We start from the raw sequence: 21,456 nt of genomic DNA, 5'->3' as shown, positions 1-21,456 counted from the left end.
TAATAAACATAATATATGTAATTATTCTAAAAATAAAAGGGGCTTTTTAATTATGAAAATTTGTATTATTGGACAAGGATATATCGGGTTGCCAACAGCAGCACTTTTTACGAAAAATCACTGTGAAGTTGTTGGAGTAGATGTAAACAAAAAAGTTGTTGAAACATTAAATCAGGGAAAAATCCATATTGAGGAACCTGGAATTAAAGAAATAATTAAAGAAGCTGTTGAAAAAGGAGTTTATCATGCTTCAACAACACCCACTAAAGCTGATGCATTTATAATAACCGTCCCTACACCATATATTGCTGAAAATTATACCTGTGATTTAAGCTATGTTATTAGTGCATGTGAATCTATAGTTCCTTATTTGGAAAAAGGAAATACTGTTATTGTTGAATCCACAATAGCTCCAATGTCTATGGATGATTATGTCAAACCTATTTTTGAAAAAGCAGGATTTACAATAGGAAAAGATTTATACCTTGCCCACTGCCCTGAAAGAGTTCTCCCTGGAAAAATAATGTACGAACTTGTTCATAATGATCGTATTGTAGGAGGAATAACTCCAGAATGTTCAATCAAAGCTAGTGAAGTTTATGGGCAATTTGTTAAAGGTGCATTAATAAAAACAGAAGCAAAAACTGCTGAATTATCCAAATGTATGGAAAATACTTTTAGAGACGTTAACATTGCATTAGCTAATGAACTTACAAAAATCTGTACTAAAATAGGAGTAAATGCTTTAGATGTTATTGAAATGGCTAATAAACATCCAAGAGTCAACTTACATTCTCCAGGACCTGGTGTTGGAGGACATTGTCTTGCTATTGACCCTTATTTTATTTACTCAAAAGCACCTCAAGAAGCAAAAATAATAAAATTAGCTAGAGATACCAATAATTCCATGCCGGAATTTGTTTATGAGAATGTTAAAAAAATAATTCCAAAAGGTAAAATAGCTGTTTTAGGAGTTGCTTACAAAGGAAATACTGATGATGATAGGGAAAGTCCAGCTTATAAAATAATAGCTAAATTAGAATCAGACAATTATGAAATAAATGTTTATGACCCACATGTAGATAATAAGAATAATGTGAGTTTAAATGAAGCTACACAAGATGCATCTCTACTTTTAATTTTATGTGATCATGATGAATTCAAAAATCTAGATTATAATTTAATTAAAGAAAATATGAAAAATCCAGTTATATTTGATACTAAAAATATAATAAAAGAAGTTCCCGAAGAAATTAAGCTTTATAATTATGGAAATTTATTTACTCTCTAATATACATATCAGAGTCAATATCTTTTCCATTCCATGCTTTTAAATTAGTCCATTCTTTAGCAGGACCTGCCCAGAACCTATGATTTTGTGGTAAACCTAATGGTAAAAATCCTGTAGTACATAGATATAAACTACCAGTGTTACTATACTCTTCAGCAACACCTGTTTGTTTTCCATTAAAACCGAATCTCAACCATCCTTTTTTATCAAAATTAGAGTTATCTGCAAACTGTCTTTTAATAACTGCAGTTAATCCACATCTAACCTGTTCAGGACTTACATTTTCAGGCAATCTTTCAAGTAAACAAGCTTGACCTAATGCCTGAAAAACTGCAGTTCTATATAACATTGACCTGCCGATGACAGGATATGTTCCTTCTGGTGAAATTAATCTCTCCAACTGAGTAGCATATCTGGTTAACCTGTTTAAATGAGTATCTAAAAATTCATGACCTTCAATACTGTGTTTTCTCATAATCATTAATGTATCTGTTAACATCGGATGAATTACAAAACTATTATAATAATCCATGTGAAAATTTGGTCCATCTCCATATTGACCATCTCCACAGTACCACTGGTCACGATAAGTGTAAATTCCTCTTGTAAGCCTATCAAAATCACATTCACCAGTAATATCTAAAATAAATGCCTCAATCATTGATGGAAATAAAATCCAATTATTAATCCATGGCTCAATACTTCGAGTCTTTTTTAAAGCATCTAAAATCATATGTTGACCATCAGACTCTATTCTATTCCAAATTTGAGTTTTAGATCTGAATAATCCTTCAGCTAAATGTGCTGCGTCAACTAATGGCTGGTACGGTTCATTGAAAATTAAATAGTCTCTTGATTCAGGATTACATATATTAACCAAACCTTTAGTTGCTAAATCTATGTATTTTCCTCTTAGTTTTCCTTCTTCAGTGTTATCTGAACCTAATTCCAACCATGATGAAATACCACATATTAAACGACCCACTGCCTCTAAATGAGCAAATTTCGCTCTTTCTTTTTTAACATACTCTACAGGCATGTTTTTTTTTAATGTTTCATTAGCCATGTTTGTTAATACAGGATTAGCTATTTTAGAAAGAGTATTAACCCAAATTTGTCTGTCACTTTTATTTGAAGGTGGATTATTTTTAGAAAAGAGTTTCATCATGTAATAATAATGTTATTGATTTTATAAATAGTTTTATAAGAAAAAAATAAGATAAAAAAGGAATAATTTAGAAGTCTATTGATTGATCAGATTCTATATGATTGCCATTCCAAGCTTTTAAAGTAGACCATTCTTCAAAAGGACCTACCCAAAATGAATCATTAAAAGATAAACCTAAAGGTAAAAATATTGCACAGCATGCATAAAGACTACCAGTATTAATTTCTTTTTCAGCAATCTCCATTTGATGACCATTTAATCCAATAGTTAACCAGCCTTTATCATCAAAGTTCTGATAATCTCCAAATTGAGTTCTTAATATTTTAGTTAAAGCAGATCTAACTTGTGATGCTTCTATATTTTTAGGCAATATTTTAAATAATGATGCTTGAGCCAATAAATGGAAAATACCACAACGATAAGACATTGATTTTCCTAAAAGAGGATAAGAACCCTCTGGAGAAATAACTCTTTCTAATTGAGATGCATATCTACTGGATCTCATTAATTGAATATCTAATAATTCTCCTTCTTCAATTCCATATTTTCTCATTACTTTTAAAATATCATTAAGCATCGGATGAATGAAAATACTATTGCAGTAATTTACATCGAATTCAGGACCATCTGCATATATAGCATCACCAAGATACCATTCATCTCTAAATTTACGAACACCATAAGTTAAACGTTCTTTATCACATTCTCCAGTGAATTCTAAAAGAGCTGCTTCAATTATAGAAGTAAATAATAACCAGTGATTTTCAAATGGTGCAACTATTCTTGTGTTTTTAAGTTCATAAATAACTCTAGCTTGGACATCCATCGGCAAGTTATTCCAGATTTGGGTTTTGGATCTAAGTAAACCTTGAGCAAATAACGCCATACTCATTAAAGATTGTTTAGGTTCTGTAAAAAGAATATAATCATTACTATTTGGATTTATTGCATTACTAATAGCTTTTAAAGTTAATATAATATATTTTTCACGAATCCTTCCTTCCTCAGATTCATCAGGCCCCAATTCTAACCATGATGCAATTCCATTGAAAACATTAGTAAAAGCTTCGAGATGAGCAAATTTATTACTTTCTGAGCTAAATGATTCAACAACCATGTTTTTCTTAAGGGATCCTTTTTTAAGATTATTCAATACTGGAAACGCAATCTTTTGTAAAGTTTCTACCCAAAAAATTCTATCCTCCCAAACAGGAGGTTGTTCTTCAATAACCTGATTATCATTTTTTTTAAATCGTCCAAAGAATGAATTACTCATGAACAGTATTATATTATACCTAATATTTAAAGTTTTAATTAAGTGAGTCAAATTTATCTAAACGGGTAATTTATATTTAATCCAATAAAACAGATAATCACCTTAAAATACATTTTAAGAAAGGATTTAACTACTTACGCCAATTATATAATTTTAAAAAACTATCAACTTATTAACTAAGTAATAATATCTTTTAAATTAAAATATGTCCTAATTGATTTTGAGATCATCAAGATGCAACATCATTCCACTTAATCATTACTCTCCAGATTTCTTAGCAATTTTAAAAATCCTGTAATTTCATTCATTTTTGCAACTACATTTAAATCCATTTTTTCATCACTGTAAAATGTCACATTTGATTTTTCATAAAAATCCGTTTTTCCTAATAAATATTCTGGAGAACAATTGCATAATAAACATAATTTATCAAGTAAAGTCATGTTAAAATTTATTTCACCATTTTCAATTTTAGAAAGGTTATTTTGAGAAATTCCTAAATAGTCAGAAACTTGTTCTGGAGCATATCCATTTTCTCTCCTTAATTTCTTTAAATTTTTTCCTACAATATTTTCCATGATTTTCCTCTCCTCAGATACTTAATTATTTTGTAATAAAAATATATAAAAATTAAGGAATACTGAAATAAAAGATATTTAATCATCATAAAACCAAATAATATAATTTAATTATAAAATAAAATATCAGATATCACCATGTATTAATTAATATTAACTAAATATCCTTAAAATAATTTTTTAAATAATATTACTGGGAAAAAATAAAAATTAAATTATGCTCCATCATCAAAAAAAGATTTTATATCATCAAAGTCTTGACAATCTGTAAAAATCATAAACATTTTATATACTGCAAATTATATATAATTATCATTAATATGTGAGGTTTAAAAATATGCCAAAAACAATGTCTGAAAAAATATTAGCTAGAGCAGCTGGTAAAGACGAAGTTGAGGCTGGAGATATTGTTATCGCTAATATTGATGTTGCAATGACTCATGATTTAACCGGACCTCTTTCAGTACAATCTTTTGAGAAAATTGGTGCTACTAAAGTCTGGGACCCGTCAAAAATTGTAATACCATTCGATCATCAAGTTCCAGCTGATTCAATCGACTCAGCTAACAATCATATTATAATGAGAAAATTTGTTAAAGAACAAGGAATTAAGAACTTTTATGATGTAAACGCAGGAGTTTGCCATCAAATTCTTCCAGAATTAGGACATGTTGTTCCTGGAGAAGTTATTGTAGGTGCAGATTCACATACTTGTACTCATGGAGCATTAGGTGCTTTTTCAACAGGTATTGGTTCTACTGATATGGCTATGGTATTTGCTGAAGGTAATTTATGGTTTAAAGTGCCTGAAACAAATAGATTTGAAATTACTGGGGAATTAAAAGATAATGTTTATGCAAAAGATGTTATTTTAAATATTATCGGTCAAGTAGGTGTTGATGGTTCAACATATAAAGCTTGTGAATTTGCTGGTGAAACTGTTTCAAATATGAGTATTTCTGACAGGATGGTTTTAACAAATATGGCTATTGAAATGGGTGGAAAAACTGGTTTAGTAGAACCTGATCAAAAAACTATTGATTATGTGGAAAGTCGTTCTAACAAACCATATAAAGTATTTAAAACTGATTTAGATGCTCCATCTCTTAATATTATTGATATTGATGTAAGTGATTTAGAACCACAAGTAGCTTGTCCTCACCATGTAGACAATGTTAAACCTGTAAGTGAAGTAGATCAAGAAATTGACCAAGTATTCCTCGGATCATGTACTAATGGTAGACTTAGTGACTTAAGAGATGCTGCTAAAATATTAAAAGGAAAACAAATAGCTAAAGGAACTAGAATGTTAGTTATTCCAGCATCTAAAGAAGTATACTCTAAAGCACTTGATGAAGGATTACTTAAAATATTTGTTGATGCAGGAGCTTTAGTATCTGCTCCATGTTGTGGTCCATGTCTTGGAGGACATACTGGAATCATTGGACCTGGAGAAGTAAGTCTTTCTACATCTAACAGAAACTTCAAAGGTAGACAAGGAAGTCCAGATGGAAAAGTTTACTTATCATCTGCTGCAGTAGCTGCTGCTTCAGCTATTGAAGGAAAAATTGTTGCACCGGAGTGATAATATGAAAGGAAATGTTTGGAAATTCGGAGACGATATTGATACTGATATTATCCTTCCAGGAAGATATTTAATTTATACAGATGAAGAAAGATTATCACAACACTGTATGGAAGGATTAGATGCTGATTTCAACGAAAAATGTAAAAAAGGAGATTTTATTGTAGCTGGTAAAAACTTTGGATGCGGATCTTCCAGAGAACATGCCCCAATAGCTTTAAAAGGTGTTGGTGTAGCTGCAGTAATAGCTGAATCATTTGCAAGAATTTTTTACAGAAATGCTACAAATGTAGGAGTTCCTCTTCTTGAAGCTCCAGGAATAAGTAAACTTGTAGAAAATGGAGAAGAAATAGAAGTAGATATGGATAAAGGAATTATTACCTCCGAAAATGGAGAAACAATTACCTTTAAAAAATTACCTCCATTTATGTTAGAAATATTAGAAAAAGGTGGTTTAATTGAGTACCTCAAACAAAGAGAATAAATACCAAATAGCAGTTATTCCTGGTGATGGAATAGGTAAAGAAGTTATGGAAGCAACAATTAATGTTTTAGATGCATTAGATGTTGATTTTGACTATGTATATGGAATAGCTGGTGACGAATGTAATGAAGAACATGGAACACCTCTTCCTCAAGAAACTATTGATATAGTAAGAGATGCAGATGCATGTTTATTTGGAGCTGCTGGTGAAACTGCAGCTGACGTTATTGTGAAAATTCGTCAAGAAATGAAAATGTTTGCTAATTTAAGACCTGTTAAATCTTATCCTAATATAAATGCATTATTTGAAGATGTTGACTTCATGATTGTAAGAGAAAACACAGAAGGATTATACATTGCAAATCAAGAAGAAGAAACAGAAGAAGGTGCAATAGCTAAACGTATTATCACAAGAGAAGCTGAAAAACGTATTATTGACTATGCATTCCAATATGCAAAAGATAATAACAGAACCAAAGTTACAGCAGTTCATAAAGCAAATGTTCTTAAAAAAACTGACGGATTATTTAAAGAAATATTTTATGAAGTTGCTGAAGATTACCCTGATATTGACACTGAAGACTTCTATGTTGATGCAACAGCAATGTATCTTGTAACACAACCTCAAGAATTCCAAGTTGTTGTAACTACTAATTTATTTGGAGATATTTTATCTGATGAAGGTGCAGGTCTTGTTGGAGGACTTGGTTTAATCCCATCTGCAAATATCGGTTCTGATGGTGCATTATTTGAACCAGTCCATGGTTCAGCACCAGATATTGCAGGTCAGCAAAAAGCAAATCCAATAGCTATGATGCTTTCAGCTATTATGATGCTTAGATACCTTGGTGAAAACGAAGCTGCAGATAAATTTGATTCAGCTATCTTAAAAGTATTAACTGAAGGTAAAACCTTAACTGGTGATTTAGGCGGAAATGCAACTACTATGGACGTATCTGAAGCTATTAAAAATGCTTTATAGAGGAATTATATGATTGAAGAATCTAATTTAGAAAAAGGTATAAGTGCAATTATTCCTACATATAAAGGAGAAGCTTATATTTCTAAATTATTAGATTCTTTAATTAACCAAACTATTGATTCAAGTCTTTTTGAAGCTATTTTTATTGTTAATGGAGAGTTAGATTCTACACCAGATATTATCAAGAAATATCAGGAGGAAAATCCTCAAATTAATATTATTTTAACCTATAGTGATGTAGGTGTTTGTAATGCCCGTAATTTAGGGATTGAAATCGCAAACAGAGAATATACTATTTTTATAGATGATGATGATTATATTAGTTATAACTACTTTGAAAAATTATATCAATATGCCAAACCTAATAGAATTGTTATTGGAACATTTTTAGATGTTAATCAGGATAGTGGTGAAATTCAAGAGTCTTACTTATCAAAACCACTTCTTGAAAGCTCTGGGATTAATACAAATCCTTACTGCGATGAAATGCAAGGAATTTTAACTATTACAACAGATAAATTAATTCCAACAAGAAATGTTAAAAATTCTTCTTTTAATGTGGAACTTAACAATGGTGTGGATATCTCCTATTATGCTCAATTTTATGTTGATTATGATTTTGAATTCTACATTGTAGATAAAAAGGAAGAAGCTATTTATTATAGGTTATGGAGAGATAATTCAATATCTAGAAAACCTTTATCTTATGATTTTAATATAACTGATCGTTTAAAAGTGATTAATGATATTAATAAAGGATTAAGAAAAGCTAAAACACCAGTAATGAAGAGTTTTATTAAAAGTTTAACTGGTGGTCAGGTTGTTAAAATAAACCAGTATCTAAAAAAACACAAAAAAGATTATGTTAAAGTTTTAAAAGATATTGCAAGTTATAATTTTGATTTTTTCCCATTTAAGTATTTAAATGAAGATTTATCTAAATTAGACAATCAGAAAAGAGAATTGATTATTTCATATGCATTCAGTCCAACAAATACTACTACAAGTAATTCTGTAGCTAAAAGAATATTAACTGAAGCTAAAAATGTAGATGTTATTTGTGGAAGTTTAGATGAACTAAATAAAGATTATACACTTGAAAATGTTGTTAATCAATTTTTAATAAATAAAATTGTAATTGACTCTGAATTTTCTACAAGTTGGGAAAATATTAAAAGTTTTGTAAATAAATCTTTAGAGTCTCTAAACACATTAGAAGTCTATGATAAAATATATAGTAGAGCTAATTTTGTTCATTCACATTTTTTAGCAATTGAATACAAATTAACCCATCCTAATACTTATTGGAGAGCTGAATTTTCAGATCCTTTGATTTATGAGTTTGGAAAAACACAATTAAGTAGTGCTATTAATGATAAGGAGTATATCCAGAAAATAAACCGGGAATTAAATATTAATCTTTCTATAAATGATGATATAAACTGTATTTGTGAATATTTAACTATTTTACTTTGTGATGAGATTATATTTACAAATGAAAATCAAAAAGAAGTAATGATTGATAGCAATCCTTATGATATCCAAGATTTAGTTAATAAAAAAGCTAAGATAGAGCCACATAAAACACTCGACTTAAAATATTATTACACAAAAGAAAGTAACTATAATATTGATAATAGTTATATAAATTTTGCTTATTTTGGAGTTATTTATGACCATAGAAGTTTTGAAGACTTTACCAATGCATTTGACAGTTTAAATGATGAATTAAAAAGTAAAGTCAAATTACATATTTTCACACCGTCAATAACATTATTTGAACAGTTATTAAGTCCAGAATTATATGAACAAAGTATTTTAAATGGTCCTGTAAACTTTTTAGAATTTTTAAATCTTACAACAAAATTTGATATTTTACTTGTAGAAGACAGTATAAAAGGAAACTTTAAAATTAATCCATATTTACCTTCAAAATTATCTGATTATCAGGGAAGTAAAACTCCAATCTGGGGAGTCTGCGAAGAAAACAGTATCATGGATAATCTAGATATTTCATATAAATCTAAATTAAATAACATTAATTCCGGTAGAAAAGCTATTGAAAAAATTATCAAAGACCAGATAAACACTGAAGATGTTTTAAATAATAGCATTGACATGGAAACTTATTACCATCAAAGAATAAGCCAATTAACTCAGAAAATATGCGAATTAATAAGTGTAACTCAAGAAGAATTTAGAAAAGATGAAGAATACCTTTCTAAAATCAATGAATTAAATTTAAAGATTAATGAATTGGAAAATTTAAATTCCGAAATATTAAATTCAAATAGTTGGAAAGCAACAGAAAAATTAAGAAAAATTAAAAGAAAATTTAAATAATAATGAAAATCTTAAATTAATATATTATATTAATGAGGAAAAGAATATGAATGTAGATAAAAAAAGAGCAGCAGCACTTTTTATCATCTTAATTATGGTATTAAGTGGGGTTGCAAGTTTTATGTTGATGGTTTTATAGTAGGAGGATTTAAGAATGGCAAAATACAACATAGGTGCAGTAGTAGCTGAGTTTAACTACGACATTACTCAAATGATGTTAGGTTTAGCCAAAGAAGAAGCTAAATCTAGAGACTGTGAAATTACACAAGTTGTAACCGTTCCGGGAGTATTTGATATGGCATTAGCTATTAAAAAATTACTTGAAAAAGATGAAATTGATGCTGTAATTACTCTTGGAGCAGTAATTGAAGGAGCTACAGACCACGATCAAATTGTAGCACAACATGCATCTCGTAAAATAGCTGACTTATCTTTAGAATACGAAAAACCAGTAGCATTAGGAATTAGTGGACCTGGTATGACTAGATTAGATGCACACAAACGTGTAGATTATGGTAAAAGAGCAGTTGAAGCAGCTATTAAAATGTGTGATAGATTAAAAGAAATTTAGATGATTACATGGAAATTCTAAAACCTAATCAGTTAAAAGAAAAATTTAATGACCCTTGGGTTGCACCTTACCAAAAAGTATTAACTATGGTAGATGGTGATAAAGTCGAAATAGTAGAATATCATCCTTGTATTTCAGGATCTCACTGGTTACTTCACCAATATGAAAATAATAGTGAATTAATTGATTCTGCATACAGAGATGGGAACAAACATGTTTATTCCTGTCATGTAGGTTGTGCCCCACTTGATTTAAAAGCTAGTTTTAATGCAGCAGGAATTGATGAGATTGTTGTTGATGGTGATGAAGTCAAAGTAACTCATGCAGGTCTTGCTGGAGCTGGTGTAGGTGCTGGAATGTGTAGAGGAATGGGTGAAGGTGTTAAATACATTGAACTCATTGAACAAGGAGGAGGTTCTAAAGTAGGAAAAGCTACAGTAGTTACTCCTAAGCTTAAAAAAGTAGTTATTGGTGTTGATGATACTGATGTAAAAGATGCTGGAGCTACTTGGACTATGGCTCATAATTTAGGTGTTGAGCTTAAAAATGAAGGTTTTGAATATTTAGACCATATTATTGTTCAATTATATCCTCATAACCCACATAAAACACAAAACTGTGTTTCAATTGCATTAACTTTTGCAGTACCTGAAGATAAAAAAGAAGAATTAGTTAAAAGAACAATTGAAATTCTTAAAAGAGATACATTATCTGACAAAACAGCTATTGCAGTTTTAGAAGGATTAGAAATTCCTGAAAAATTAAGGCAATATTCAATAGCTACTAAATCTGGAATGATGGATATTGAAACTGCTGAAGCAACTGCAAAAGAATTAGGTATTGATTTAATAGCAGTTAGTGGAGATCAAGGAAAAGTTGGTGCTCTAGCAGCTCTTGGACTTTATAATGATGTTGAAGAAGCTGTAAAAGTTTATGATAAATCATAAACTTCTTTTTTTACTTTTATAAAATTTAAATTAATGAAAAATCCTTGGTCAATATTAGTTACATGTTTTACTGAACTAGAACTTGTTTTATCAAATTTAATTTCAATTACATGACCATTATGATAAAATGTCTGAGTATTATTTGTAAATGATGCATTTTGATATTCAATAGTTCCAATTTTCTCCTGATTAATAGCTACACTATAAGTGTTATTATCTTCAAATATTGCTGTTGAATTATCAATTGATTCATTATCTATATAAATACCATAAGAATAACAATTTCCAGGTTTTGAAGAAATTATATATGATTCCATTAGATTAACATTCTCTTTGTTGGAATTATGGTTAATTACTGTTCCTTCAAAGACCTGACTTAAACGACTATCCTGTAAACTGTCTCCATCTTCTAAATTAAGTGCATTTTTAGCATCGATTGGAAGTCTTAATATACCTCCTTCACCAGTTCTTGTATCATTTATTAAATAAGGTACACCATTCACAATAAGAGTATCATTATATTGCATTCCTAATGTTTGTAATGCATCTGCAGGCATGCGAATTATATTACTTTCATTTTCAATTGCAGAGTCTACAGTATATGGACCTCTTACAGAGATTGTATCATTACTATTATCTGCAAAAATAATTAGATTTCTAGAACTAGGTTCAATTGAAATAGTACCGTCTTCAAAAGTAGCTGCTCCAATAAATGTAGAAATCATTAAAATTAAAATAATAACAGAGATAATTAAAGGAAAATGAACTTTAACAAATGATTTTATTAAATTACCAGTTGGAGCTTTCCTATAAATAACAATGGATTTTATAATTACTTTAATAATATAACAAATAGCTATTATGATTCCCACAATAGAAACAATAACTCCAAGTGCCAATGGAACTTGTTTAACAAAGAATATTGCAAATAATCCTAAAATAATTAAAGAAAGTCCTACAATAGCCATACGAATAAAGTAACCGATATCATCAATCATGACAACTCTACCATATTTGTTAGCACGATCAATAATTGTTCTTACAACTTCATTAGCCATTAAATTTAAATCAGATAATGGAGACATGTCATGTTCAATTTCTCCAATATCCACTTCTTCTACAGAAATACCTAAAACATCAGCATCTATAACAATACCAACGTCAACACCATAATCTTTTTCAAAATCTATCTTTTTTAAAGCTGACCTTTTAGCAGCAAACTGACCACTTAAAGGTTGTTCAAATGAAATTTCCGGGAAAAAAAAGTTTAAAAGAGGTTTAGCAGTTAATTCTGTTACCCTGCCACTTTCTCTTGCAAATTTAGTTTTAGTAATATCAGTTTTACCTTCCAAAATAGGTCTAATCATAGCATCTACCTTTTTAGAAGTTAAATTATGAATATCTGCATCAATAAATGCAATAATATCACTGTCTGATTTCTTATAACCAGTAGTAAGAGCTTCCCCTTTACCTTTATTTACTTCATGGTTAATTACAATTGCCCCGGCACTTTTAGCTTCTGCTTCAGTATTATCTGTTGAACCATCATTAACTACAATAATTTCATCAACATAACGTACTTCCCTAATAACTTTAATAACATTAGCTACGGTTTCTTCTTCATTAAATGCAGGAATAATAACAGAAACCTTCATATACTTTTTAGGTTTTTCTGTTTTAAATGCAGCTAATAAAAATACAAGAAGCACAATAAACCAAGACAATAAATTCACCTATAATAATTTAATACATTATATACTTATGTTAATTAAATAGTATAAATGTTAGTATTCTTCATAATGAATTCTTGATTCATCAAATTTATCCATAAACTCATTTTTTAAACCATCTTTTGGATAACCTAATGTAATTATGCAAAATACTTTCAGATTTTCATCATCAATACCTACTAATTTACCTATTTTATCCATACGTTCTTCTTCAGGTGCAACACCATTCCAAAGGCCACCTAAACCTAAATTACATACTTCAAGTAACATGTTTTCAGCTGCTGCACTTAAATCCTGTTGCCACATAGTTTTATAAAATGCTCTTTTGATATTAGCTACAAGAACAATAGCTACAGGAGCATCACTTACCCTAGGTTTTATTTCTCCAATTTTCTTAAGAGTTTCCTTATTTTTAACAACGATAAACTCCCAAGGTTCAGCTTTAAGCCTACTGCCTGGAGCCTGCATAGCTGCTTTAAGAATTTTTTCTATTTTTTCATCTTCAACATCTTTAAAATCATATTCACGAATACTACGTCTTGTATTTAAAACTTCCTCAAAATCTGTCATAACATCACCTTTCTAGATAAATTCTTTTAAAAACTTAATCATATTTAAATGTTTAATTCCATCATGTGAAAAATCAAAATCATCCATACTTATAACAATCTTTTCAAAATTATCATCAATTAACTTAAGAGGCCTAAATTCTATTTCTTGAGTTTCTTGTGAATTTAATTGGAAACAAACCTGAACATAAACTTTCCGATTGTTTTTTCTGCAAATAAAATCAATTTCATGACTTTTAATTTTACCAACAGTAACCTCATAACCATGTCTTAAAAATTCAATATAAACAATATTTTCCAGAATTTGATTTGGATTACTCTGTCTTTCACCAAGCAATGCTGCCACAAAACCATGATCTGTAACATAATACTTTTCAGACAGTTTAAATAATTTTTTACCTTGAATATCCTCCCGTGGCAATTTAGAAATTATCAATGCATTTTCCAAATATTGTAAATAATTATATAAAGTATTATTTGAAAATTTTATATTAAAATGTTTTAAATACTTAGAAATACTAGTAACTGAAAAAGGATTTCCAATATTATCCAACATGTACAGAATTAGTCTATTTAATAAATTAACATCTCTTAATTTATATTTTTCAACAATATCCTTTAAAACAATAGAATTATAAATATCATTTAAATAATCTATTTTTTGTTGAGAATTTAATTCTAAAGTAAGTGGCATTCCACCATATTTAAAATATTCCTGAAACAATTCTCTTTCATTATCATCAATTTTATAACTTAAAAATTCATTAAAAGAAAAAGGATACATTTTTATTTCCATATATCTGCCAGCTAAAAATGTTGCAAGTTCACTAGATAATAATTTTGAATTAGATCCAGCAATATAAATATCACAGTCAAAATCAACTTTATAACCCATTATAGCCTTTTCCCATCTTTCAATATTTTGTATTTCATCAAAAAGAAGATAAAACCTACCAGAAATATTTTTAGTTAAATTTAAGACAACATCATCCAATTCCTCTTTTGTTTTTAAAGAATTATATTTCATAGACTCCAAATTTATTAAAATTATATTTTCATCTTTAATTCCGTTATTTTTAAGTTCTTCAATGATTAAATTTAAAAAATAGGATTTTCCACACCGTCTAATGCCAGTTATAACTTTAATTATATCCTTATCAATTAAAGGTCTAATTTTATCAATATATAATCCTCGCTTAACCATTATCACACCAACAACTTTTCAGTATATAATAAAGTTTAAATCAAATCATATTATCTTTTCAGTATATAATAAAGTTTTAAAATAAGTTCAAATTTAGCTATAAAAGATGAAATTATATTAATTAAAAAAAAGATAATTTCTTTTAATATATAGGATTGTAATTTCAATGATAGCTAAAACACTTGAAAAAGAATTAAATATAGAACCTTGGCAGGTAAACAAAGTAATCAAATTAATTGATGAAGGTAACACTATTCCGTTTATTGCAAGATATAGAAAAGATGTTACTGGTTCATTAAATGATGAAATTTTAAGAAAATTTGATGAAAGATTAAAATATCTTAGGAACTTAGAAGATAAAAAATTAAAAATCATCGAACGTATTGATAGTTTAGGAAAGTTAGATGATACTTTAAAAAATCAGATTCTTAATGCCAAAACTTTAGTTGAACTTGATGATTTATACAGACCTTATAAAAGTAAAAAAAGAACACGTGCTACAATAGCTAAAGAAAAAGGTTTAGAAGGACTAGCTGATATTATTTTAGCTCAAGAGATTAATGAGCCTGTTATTGAAATAGCTAAAAATTATGTTACAAATGAAGTTGAAACACCAGAGGAAGCTATTGCAGGTGCTCAAGATATTATAGCTGAAGTTATTTCTGATAATTCCAGTTTCAGAAAAAAAATCAGACAGAATACATTTTATAATGGAACTATTAAAACTAAAGCTAAAAATAAAGAGGAATCTTCAGAATATGAAATTTATTTTAATTATTCTGAAAAACTATCTAAAATTCCTCCACATAGAATATTAGCTATTAATAGAGCGGAAAATGAAGGTATTATTAAAGGAAAAGTGGATATTGAAGAAGAGGATATTATTCAGTATCTTAAAAGACATACTCTTAAAAACTGCTCTAAAGTTCCTGAAATGATTAAATATAATCCTAATACTACGCCAGCCATTACCCAAGCTATTAAAGATTCTTATAAACGTTTAATTTCACCAGCTATTGAAAGAGAAATTAGAAGTTATTTAACTAAAAAAGCTGAAGAGAAATCTATTGAAGTTTTTGCTAAAAATTTAAGTCAGCTTCTTATGGAAAGTCCTTTAAGTGGAAAAACTATTTTAGGTTGGGATCCTGCTTTTAGAACTGGGTGTAAATTAGCTATTATAGATCCAACAGGAAAAGTTCTTGAAACTGCTTTAATTTATCCTACAGAACCTCAAAATAAAGTTAAAGAATCTAAGAAAATTGTACTTGATTTAATTAAGAAGTATGATATTGATGTGATTGCTATTGGAAATGGAACTGCTTCCAGAGAATCTGAAGAGATAGTTGCAGATATTATTAGAAATACTTCTGTCGAGTATATTATTGTTAATGAAGCTGGTGCTTCTGTTTATTCTGCAAGTAAATTAGCTGACGAGGAATTTCCTGATTTTAATGAAGGTGAACGTAGTGCTGTTTCAATAGCTAGAAGATTACAAGATCCTTTAGCAGAACTTGTTAAAATTGATCCTAAATCTATTGGTGTTGGTCAGTATCAACATGATATGAATCAAAAACAGCTTAATGAATCTTTAAGTGGTGTTGTTGAGCGTGTTGTAAATGAGGTTGGTGTTGATTTAAATACTGCATCACCTAGTTTACTTAATTATGTTTCTGGAATTACTAAATCAACTGCTAAAAATATTATTAGTTATAGAGAAGAAAACGGTGAATTTGATAATCGTAAAGAACTTTTAAATGTTAAAAAACTTGGTAAAAAGACTTTTGAACAATGTGCAGGTTTTGTAAAAATTGATAATCCCGAACATCCTTTAGATAATACTACTATACATCCTGAGTCCTATGATGCTACAATTAAATTACTGGATAAATTAGGTTATAGTTTAGAAGATATTGGTTCAAATAACTTAAAATTAGACAATTTAAATTATGAAGAATTATCTGAACAATTAGATGTAGGTGTTATAACTTTACAGGATATTGTTAAAGAACTTAAAAAACCAGGACGTGACCCTCGTGAAGATATGCCTAAACCTATTTTAAGAAAAAATGTTTTAACAATAGAAGATTTAGAAGAAGGTATGGTTTTACAAGGAACTGTGAGAAATATTGTTGATTTCGGTGCTTTTGTAGATATTGGAGTTCATCAGGATGGATTAGTTCATATTTCACAATTAGCCGACAAGTTTGTCAAACATCCATTGGATATTGTAAGTGTTGGGGATATTGTTGATGTTAAAGTTTTAGATGTTGATTTAGCTAGAAATAGAATAAATTTATCAATGTTAATATAAAAGGTTTTAAAAATGTTTAAATTTGAAAATAAAAGATATTATCTAATAATATATGCTCTAATACTAAGTTTATTTAGTGTGTATTTTTTATACAGAGCTGATTTTCCAAATCCGAAATTTGAAATAATTATGTTTTGTATATTATTAGCAGCGGGAATATATTCAATTATATATTATACAAAAAACAATGCGAATTTACATAAAGTTGCATTAGTATTAATAATAATGTTTGGTATAATAAGTTTATTTTTAACACCAATCGATGATGTATCTGATGAAGCAGAACATTTCGTCAGATCAGAAATAATATCTACTGGAGAATTGTCTACCAGTTATGTGCCTATTCCAAATACTACCAGCTATGGTTATGAAACAATCAATAGTGTAACTACTTTTTTTGATAATGCTGGTTCAAATGTATTTAATACAAAAGTAGATGATGAAAAGATAGATTATACTCCCTCATATTTTAACTCTGCATTTGCTCAAAATCCATTTTATGCATATTTAGCTCAGGGAATTGGAGTATTTTTAGCTAAATGTTTGGATTTAAATGCAATCTGGATGTTATGGCTTGGAAGATTCTTTAATTTATTATTATATGCTGGAATAATTACATTAGCTATTAAAAAAGCACCAGTATTGAAGTTTCCATTACTTATAGTGTCAATGCTACCATTAGCTATTTATCAATCAGCATCAACAAGTTGTGACGGATTATTTAGTGCATTAGCTATCCTGGCTTTTAGTTACTTTTTATATTTCTATAAAACACCAAAAATCAGCTGGAAAGATTTAGGAATATTTTATGTAGCGGTAATACTTTGTGGATTACTTAAATCACCTTATCTAGCGTTAAGTTTACTTCTTTTCCTAGTTCCAAATAATCATTTTAGTGATAAAAAACAGAATATCATATCTAAACTTTGTATTTTAGTTGCTTTAGGTATTGGTTTAGCTTGGAGCAGTTATGCAACAACACAATTAGCTAATTCCTGGAGGGGAGAATTCTTTGCTCAAAATAATGTAAGTGCCAGTGGTCAGATTGATTATTTACTAGCTAATCCTTTAATTGCCCTTCAAAGATTTGGTGAAACTTACACTACTGCACTACCAACTATTATTGACAGATTCTTTTATTTCTCAAATAGTGTTCGTGATTACTCATCAAGTTTACTTGCAGGACTTTATTTCGTCTTCATATGCTTATTTAGTGTATTTTACCCTAATTGTGAAAAAATGGAATTAAAAACACGTGTTAAAGGATTTTTAATTTGTGCCTTAATTTATGGTGGTGTAATGGCTGTTCAATATTTAACCTGGTCTCCAGTTGGAGGAGATAATGTAACACGTGGAGTGTTCAGTCGTTATTTCATGCCACTTTTAATTTTCCTACCATTTGTGTTTGGAATAGGTAATAAAAAAATAGAAAAAGAAACTTTAAGCTTTTTAGTGTTAACTATAGCTGTCGGGTTTATTTCTGGAATGTTAATGTTAACAACTGCTGTTAAATATTAACATTTTTGAATCTGTCCAGCGATTAATTTTTAATTTTTTCTTTTTCAAGATTATTAAAGTATCCTTAATTAATAAACGTTTACCATCACAGTTTTCTAAAATTTTATCTTGAATTTCTCCAAGTTTTTCAAATGAATCCATTAACTCTTCATTGATAATTACTTTAAATTTGTAATCATCTATTTAAAAATATTAACTCTTGATTCTTGCGAAAACGTGTTCATTGTAACATAATTTTTTCCAAATTTTCCATGAATTCTTACCTTAAAGTTTCATTTAAATATAGAATAAAGTTATATTATAGTAATATAACTATTTAATATTTAAAATTTCTTCTTTTAACTTGTTAAACTCTTTATCAGCTATAACTGGTTTACCTTTAAGGTTAACATGTTTATCTACATTCGCAAATATCATTCCATTAGAACGTTTACATATTTGAGGTTTATCAAGTTTATAAACTCTTAAAATCCATATTTTAGCTTTTTTTCCTCCAAGATAATTTTTCACATGGTCCCGAGTCCAAATATGAAACTTATTAAATGCTCCAATCCTTGTTGAAGATTTATCAATAACTCCCTCAACAGTTGCATAATATTTTACTTCATAAGTTCTATTTTCACCAATAGGCAATAAATTATCTTTCACAAAACTTTTACAATCATCTTGAAATAATCTAAAATACCATTTTTAGTGGCATAACTGGTTGTTGGGAAAAATAAAAAATCTTTTAAAGTTGTATCCTATTTTCTAATCAATATTGTTTGCTTTCCTTGACCTAATGCTTCAATAGTCGCATTCCATTCGTTTAAACATTTTGTTATTTCAGACATATCTATCACTTTATGTTATTATAGTTATTTAGTCTTTAATTCATCATATAGATAACTCATATGTTTATGTGCTTTTAATTGGCATTACAGGTTTTTGGTTTCACGGAATAATCTGACTGAAATAAAAATGTCTTTTGGATTACTCCTGCTTGTTCTACCATTTCTAAAGTTTTAATATAGAAATCTTCTGTTTTTGTTTTAACATCAATTTTTAAAGAACAACCATTATTTTTAAAAGGAAATCAAAATAGTCACGTTCATCAAAATTTGTTGAATCTTCTTCATAGATGACATTTTATCTTCAAAAAATATTTTAATTGCTTTTTCACCCAACTTTCCTTCAAACATCCTCTATTTTATTATTCAATCCACATTATGGAAATCCTACATATTACTTGGGTAAAACTTAGATTTGATTGCATAATCATGAGCTCTTTATATAATTCATCATTAATTACATATTGATTTTTTTAGTATCAACTTATTCATATTAAGTTTATATATCGTTTGATATTTATATAATAATTTTAAATTAAACATATAATAACATATTAAAAAAATATTAAAAATGTACTATTCTTTTTTTGATTATTGTAATTAAAATCAATAATATGGATAACTTGTACATACTTACTGAAGAAAGAGCCAAACCTAATGTTGTAAAAAAGATTTTGGAAATCTATTCAAATGAATATAATAAACAATTAAAAGTAAATAATAGATTAAAAATAATTCCAGATATAAATTCTAATGAAATATTTAATAGTGAATATATAATTGAAAATGCGAAAATAAGTGGTATAGACAACATAATTTTAAAAATTGCTTCAGGCAATTCTAGTTTTGTAGATTTTTTAGTTTTTGAACAAAGTTCTGCTCCAAAAGAATGTAGTATCAATAATGAAAATGATGGAAATAATTTAAAATTACTCATTGAAGAAACAAAGACTAGTGATAAAGAATCTAGAAACACTGGTGTTTACCAAAGAATGAGTAAATTTGTTTACGCAGATTATTTTTATCCTAATACCCCAAAAATCATGTTATACAATATTACAAATCCAGATGATGATAAAAGACCATCAAATACTAGTATATTTGGAACAAACATGTTATTAACTCAAAATGTTAAAATTATTGGGAAATCATTAGAATATTTTGATAAATTTAAAACTATTGATGAATTAATTGAATATAAAAATAGTATGCGTCGACCACCCCAAGGTAATATTCCAATTATTATAACTAAAGAAAAAGATTCAATTAAAATATCTGGTCGGTTGTCAAAACCAGCAAATGAAGGAAATATTGGGCATGACCCAAATATAGGTGCATTAACTGCAATTAGTAAAACATTAAGAAAATTAGGTTGGGATAAAGACATTATCATTACTCATCATGGAGTCAAACAAGAATATGTAAATAATTCAAAATCCAATAAATTTTTCAATATTGCTTCTATTTTAAATCTTAAACTTGAAGGTGTGGATATAAGTAATAAAAAACCTACTTTAAATCAATATTGGCATTATGAAAAAAATTCAGAAAAGAATGGTACTATTCTTCTCCATTTAATTGGAATAAGTGATTCTCCGAGGACTGAAGCCATATATGAAAATCATGCAGGTTGTGAGAGAGGATATTTTTATACTTCTAATGGACAAGCTCTTACATTACCTAAAAAAGATAAACATGGTGTTAACTTGTATCTTCCTGATTTAATTTTAAAGAATGATGTGAATAAAGAGATATTATTAATTGAAGGAAAACAATCTTCAACACTTAATAAAGGTTTAGAAGAGATTAAACACTTTGAATCTATTGAAAATGAATTTATTAAAAAGTATTATCCAGATTATTCAATTACTAGGTGGGTAAGTACATATGGTGAGGATATATATGATTTAACTGGAGTTCACCCACAAGTATTATTCCATTTGAATAAAAATGGAACTTTCATATTAAATGAAAAAACACCGACATGGTTAACAAATTTAATCAAAAGAATTGTAGTTTCTAATTAATAACTACATATAAACATTTGAAAAATATAGTAAATTTATACA

At 28.3% G+C, this 21,456-nt stretch carries 17 protein-coding genes and 1 pseudogene; 10 read left to right on the top strand and 8 right to left on the bottom strand.

The features are described from left to right. Nucleotides 1-52: 52 nt before the first annotated feature. The gene (locus Q0984_RS05030) at nt 53-1,291 is read left to right on the top strand and encodes a nucleotide sugar dehydrogenase (RefSeq protein ID WP_299524512.1); all 1,239 of its coding nucleotides are present in this window, start codon (nt 53-55) and stop codon (nt 1,289-1,291) included. On the opposite strand, the gene Q0984_RS05025 is transcribed toward Q0984_RS05030, so the two are convergent. The 3 genes from Q0984_RS05025 to Q0984_RS05015 all read right to left on the bottom strand — a co-directional run bounded on the left by Q0984_RS05025 (nt 1,281) and on the right by Q0984_RS05015 (nt 4,313). After that, nucleotides 1,281-2,456 (bottom strand): DUF2264 domain-containing protein, encoded by a 1,176-nt coding sequence (locus Q0984_RS05025; protein ID WP_299524509.1) that lies wholly within the window; start codon nt 2,454-2,456, stop codon nt 1,281-1,283. The genes Q0984_RS05030 and Q0984_RS05025 overlap by 11 nt on opposite strands. A 70-nt stretch (nt 2,457-2,526) precedes the next feature. Next, the gene (locus Q0984_RS05020) at nt 2,527-3,735 is read right to left on the bottom strand and encodes a DUF2264 domain-containing protein (protein ID WP_299524506.1); all 1,209 of its coding nucleotides are present in this window, start codon (nt 3,733-3,735) and stop codon (nt 2,527-2,529) included. A gap of 251 nt (nt 3,736-3,986) precedes the next feature. After that, entirely contained in the window at nt 3,987-4,313 is a 327-nt protein-coding gene (locus Q0984_RS05015) for a helix-turn-helix domain-containing protein (RefSeq protein WP_299524503.1), read from the bottom strand. Between the two features lie 337 nt (nt 4,314-4,650). Here Q0984_RS05015 and hacA point away from each other — a divergent pair, with 337 nt between their 5' ends. From hacA to mmp11, 6 genes are all read left to right on the top strand, one after another. Next, complete coding sequence (gene hacA / locus Q0984_RS05010) at nt 4,651-5,898, top strand: homoaconitase large subunit (RefSeq protein ID WP_299524500.1); 1,248 nt, start codon at nt 4,651-4,653, stop codon at nt 5,896-5,898. Nucleotides 5,899-5,902: 4 nt separating this feature from the next. Further along, nucleotides 5,903-6,382 (top strand): 3-isopropylmalate dehydratase small subunit, encoded by a 480-nt coding sequence (locus tag Q0984_RS05005; RefSeq protein ID WP_299524497.1) that lies wholly within the window; start codon nt 5,903-5,905, stop codon nt 6,380-6,382. Further along, nucleotides 6,357-7,364 (top strand): isocitrate/isopropylmalate family dehydrogenase, encoded by a 1,008-nt coding sequence (locus tag Q0984_RS05000; protein WP_299524494.1) that lies wholly within the window; start codon nt 6,357-6,359, stop codon nt 7,362-7,364. Before Q0984_RS05005 ends, Q0984_RS05000 begins: the two co-directional genes overlap by 26 nt. Before the next feature lie 9 nt (nt 7,365-7,373). Further along, nucleotides 7,374-9,707 (top strand): glycosyltransferase family 2 protein, encoded by a 2,334-nt coding sequence (locus tag Q0984_RS04995; protein ID WP_299524491.1) that lies wholly within the window; start codon nt 7,374-7,376, stop codon nt 9,705-9,707. A gap of 154 nt (nt 9,708-9,861) precedes the next feature. Continuing rightward, nucleotides 9,862-10,278, top strand: a complete 417-nt coding sequence (gene ribH, locus Q0984_RS04990) for a 6,7-dimethyl-8-ribityllumazine synthase (protein ID WP_299524488.1) — start codon at nt 9,862-9,864, stop codon at nt 10,276-10,278. 8 nt (nt 10,279-10,286) lie between these two features. Further along, nucleotides 10,287-11,225, top strand: a complete 939-nt coding sequence (gene mmp11, locus Q0984_RS04985) for a methanogenesis marker protein 11 (RefSeq protein WP_299524485.1) — start codon at nt 10,287-10,289, stop codon at nt 11,223-11,225. On the opposite strand, the gene Q0984_RS04980 is transcribed toward mmp11, so the two are convergent. Genes Q0984_RS04980 through Q0984_RS04970 form a run of 3 tightly spaced genes read right to left on the bottom strand, consistent with a single transcriptional unit; the run spans nt 11,210 to nt 14,728 of the window. Further along, the gene (locus Q0984_RS04980; RefSeq protein WP_299524482.1) at nt 11,210-12,949 is read right to left on the bottom strand and encodes a glycosyltransferase; all 1,740 of its coding nucleotides are present in this window, start codon (nt 12,947-12,949) and stop codon (nt 11,210-11,212) included. The genes mmp11 and Q0984_RS04980 overlap by 16 nt on opposite strands. A gap of 60 nt (nt 12,950-13,009) precedes the next feature. Further along, nucleotides 13,010-13,525 carry a nitroreductase family protein gene (locus Q0984_RS04975; protein ID WP_299524480.1) on the bottom strand — a complete coding sequence of 172 codons (516 nt, stop codon included), beginning with the start codon at nt 13,523-13,525 and terminating at the stop codon, nt 13,010-13,012. Between the two features lie 12 nt (nt 13,526-13,537). Beyond that, entirely contained in the window at nt 13,538-14,728 is a 1,191-nt protein-coding gene (locus tag Q0984_RS04970) for an ATP-binding protein (RefSeq protein ID WP_299524477.1), read from the bottom strand. Between the two features lie 166 nt (nt 14,729-14,894). On the opposite strand from Q0984_RS04970, the gene Q0984_RS04965 reads away from it, so the two are divergent. Both Q0984_RS04965 and Q0984_RS04960 read left to right on the top strand, forming a co-directional pair. Continuing rightward, the gene (locus tag Q0984_RS04965) at nt 14,895-17,039 is read left to right on the top strand and encodes a Tex family protein (RefSeq protein ID WP_299524474.1); all 2,145 of its coding nucleotides are present in this window, start codon (nt 14,895-14,897) and stop codon (nt 17,037-17,039) included. 12 nt (nt 17,040-17,051) lie between these two features. Further along, a complete protein-coding gene (locus Q0984_RS04960) occupies nt 17,052-18,557 on the top strand; it encodes a DUF2142 domain-containing protein (RefSeq protein ID WP_365907053.1) in 1,506 nt (501 codons plus the stop codon). Here the strand turns inward: Q0984_RS04960 and Q0984_RS04955 are convergent. Further along, on the bottom strand, nt 18,534-18,698 hold the full coding sequence (locus Q0984_RS04955) for a hypothetical protein (protein ID WP_299524469.1): 165 nt from the start codon (nt 18,696-18,698) through the stop codon (nt 18,534-18,536). The genes Q0984_RS04960 and Q0984_RS04955 overlap by 24 nt on opposite strands. A 171-nt stretch (nt 18,699-18,869) precedes the next feature. Next, nucleotides 18,870-19,390, bottom strand: a pseudogene (locus tag Q0984_RS04950) (DUF1802 family protein). Nucleotides 19,391-20,001: 611 nt separating this feature from the next. Between Q0984_RS04950 and Q0984_RS04945 the strand changes: the two are divergent. After that, the gene (locus tag Q0984_RS04945) at nt 20,002-21,414 is read left to right on the top strand and encodes a hypothetical protein (RefSeq protein WP_299524466.1); all 1,413 of its coding nucleotides are present in this window, start codon (nt 20,002-20,004) and stop codon (nt 21,412-21,414) included. Nucleotides 21,415-21,456 lie beyond the last annotated feature (42 nt).

The organism is uncultured Methanobrevibacter sp. (genome assembly GCF_934746965.1).
Taxonomy (GTDB): Archaea; Methanobacteriota; Methanobacteria; order Methanobacteriales; family Methanobacteriaceae; genus Methanocatella.
Note: the sequence above shows the minus strand (reverse complement) of the source record. Positions and strands in the feature narration are given on the sequence as shown.

What these genes read in the sequence shown, in the direction of transcription:
- Q0984_RS05030 (WP_299524512.1), top strand. Translation starts at nt 53, where the DNA reads ATGAAAATTTGTATTATTGGACAAGGATATATCGGGTTGCCAACAGCA.
- Q0984_RS05025 (WP_299524509.1), bottom strand. Translation starts at nt 2,456, where the DNA reads ATGAAACTCTTTTCTAAAAATAATCCACCTTCAAATAAAAGTGACAGA.
- Q0984_RS05020 (WP_299524506.1), bottom strand. Translation starts at nt 3,735, where the DNA reads ATGAGTAATTCATTCTTTGGACGATTTAAAAAAAATGATAATCAGGTT.
- Q0984_RS05015 (WP_299524503.1), bottom strand. Translation starts at nt 4,313, where the DNA reads ATGGAAAATATTGTAGGAAAAAATTTAAAGAAATTAAGGAGAGAAAAT.
- hacA (WP_299524500.1), top strand. Translation starts at nt 4,651, where the DNA reads ATGCCAAAAACAATGTCTGAAAAAATATTAGCTAGAGCAGCTGGTAAA.
- Q0984_RS05005 (WP_299524497.1), top strand. Translation starts at nt 5,903, where the DNA reads ATGAAAGGAAATGTTTGGAAATTCGGAGACGATATTGATACTGATATT.
- Q0984_RS04995 (WP_299524491.1), top strand. Translation starts at nt 7,374, where the DNA reads ATGATTGAAGAATCTAATTTAGAAAAAGGTATAAGTGCAATTATTCCT.
- ribH (WP_299524488.1), top strand. Translation starts at nt 9,862, where the DNA reads ATGGCAAAATACAACATAGGTGCAGTAGTAGCTGAGTTTAACTACGAC.
- mmp11 (WP_299524485.1), top strand. Translation starts at nt 10,287, where the DNA reads ATGGAAATTCTAAAACCTAATCAGTTAAAAGAAAAATTTAATGACCCT.
- Q0984_RS04975 (WP_299524480.1), bottom strand. Translation starts at nt 13,525, where the DNA reads ATGACAGATTTTGAGGAAGTTTTAAATACAAGACGTAGTATTCGTGAA.
- Q0984_RS04970 (WP_299524477.1), bottom strand. Translation starts at nt 14,728, where the DNA reads ATGGTTAAGCGAGGATTATATATTGATAAAATTAGACCTTTAATTGAT.
- Q0984_RS04965 (WP_299524474.1), top strand. Translation starts at nt 14,895, where the DNA reads ATGATAGCTAAAACACTTGAAAAAGAATTAAATATAGAACCTTGGCAG.
- Q0984_RS04960 (WP_365907053.1), top strand. Translation starts at nt 17,052, where the DNA reads ATGTTTAAATTTGAAAATAAAAGATATTATCTAATAATATATGCTCTA.
- Q0984_RS04955 (WP_299524469.1), bottom strand. Translation starts at nt 18,698, where the DNA reads ATGGATTCATTTGAAAAACTTGGAGAAATTCAAGATAAAATTTTAGAA.
- Q0984_RS04945 (WP_299524466.1), top strand. Translation starts at nt 20,002, where the DNA reads ATGGATAACTTGTACATACTTACTGAAGAAAGAGCCAAACCTAATGTT.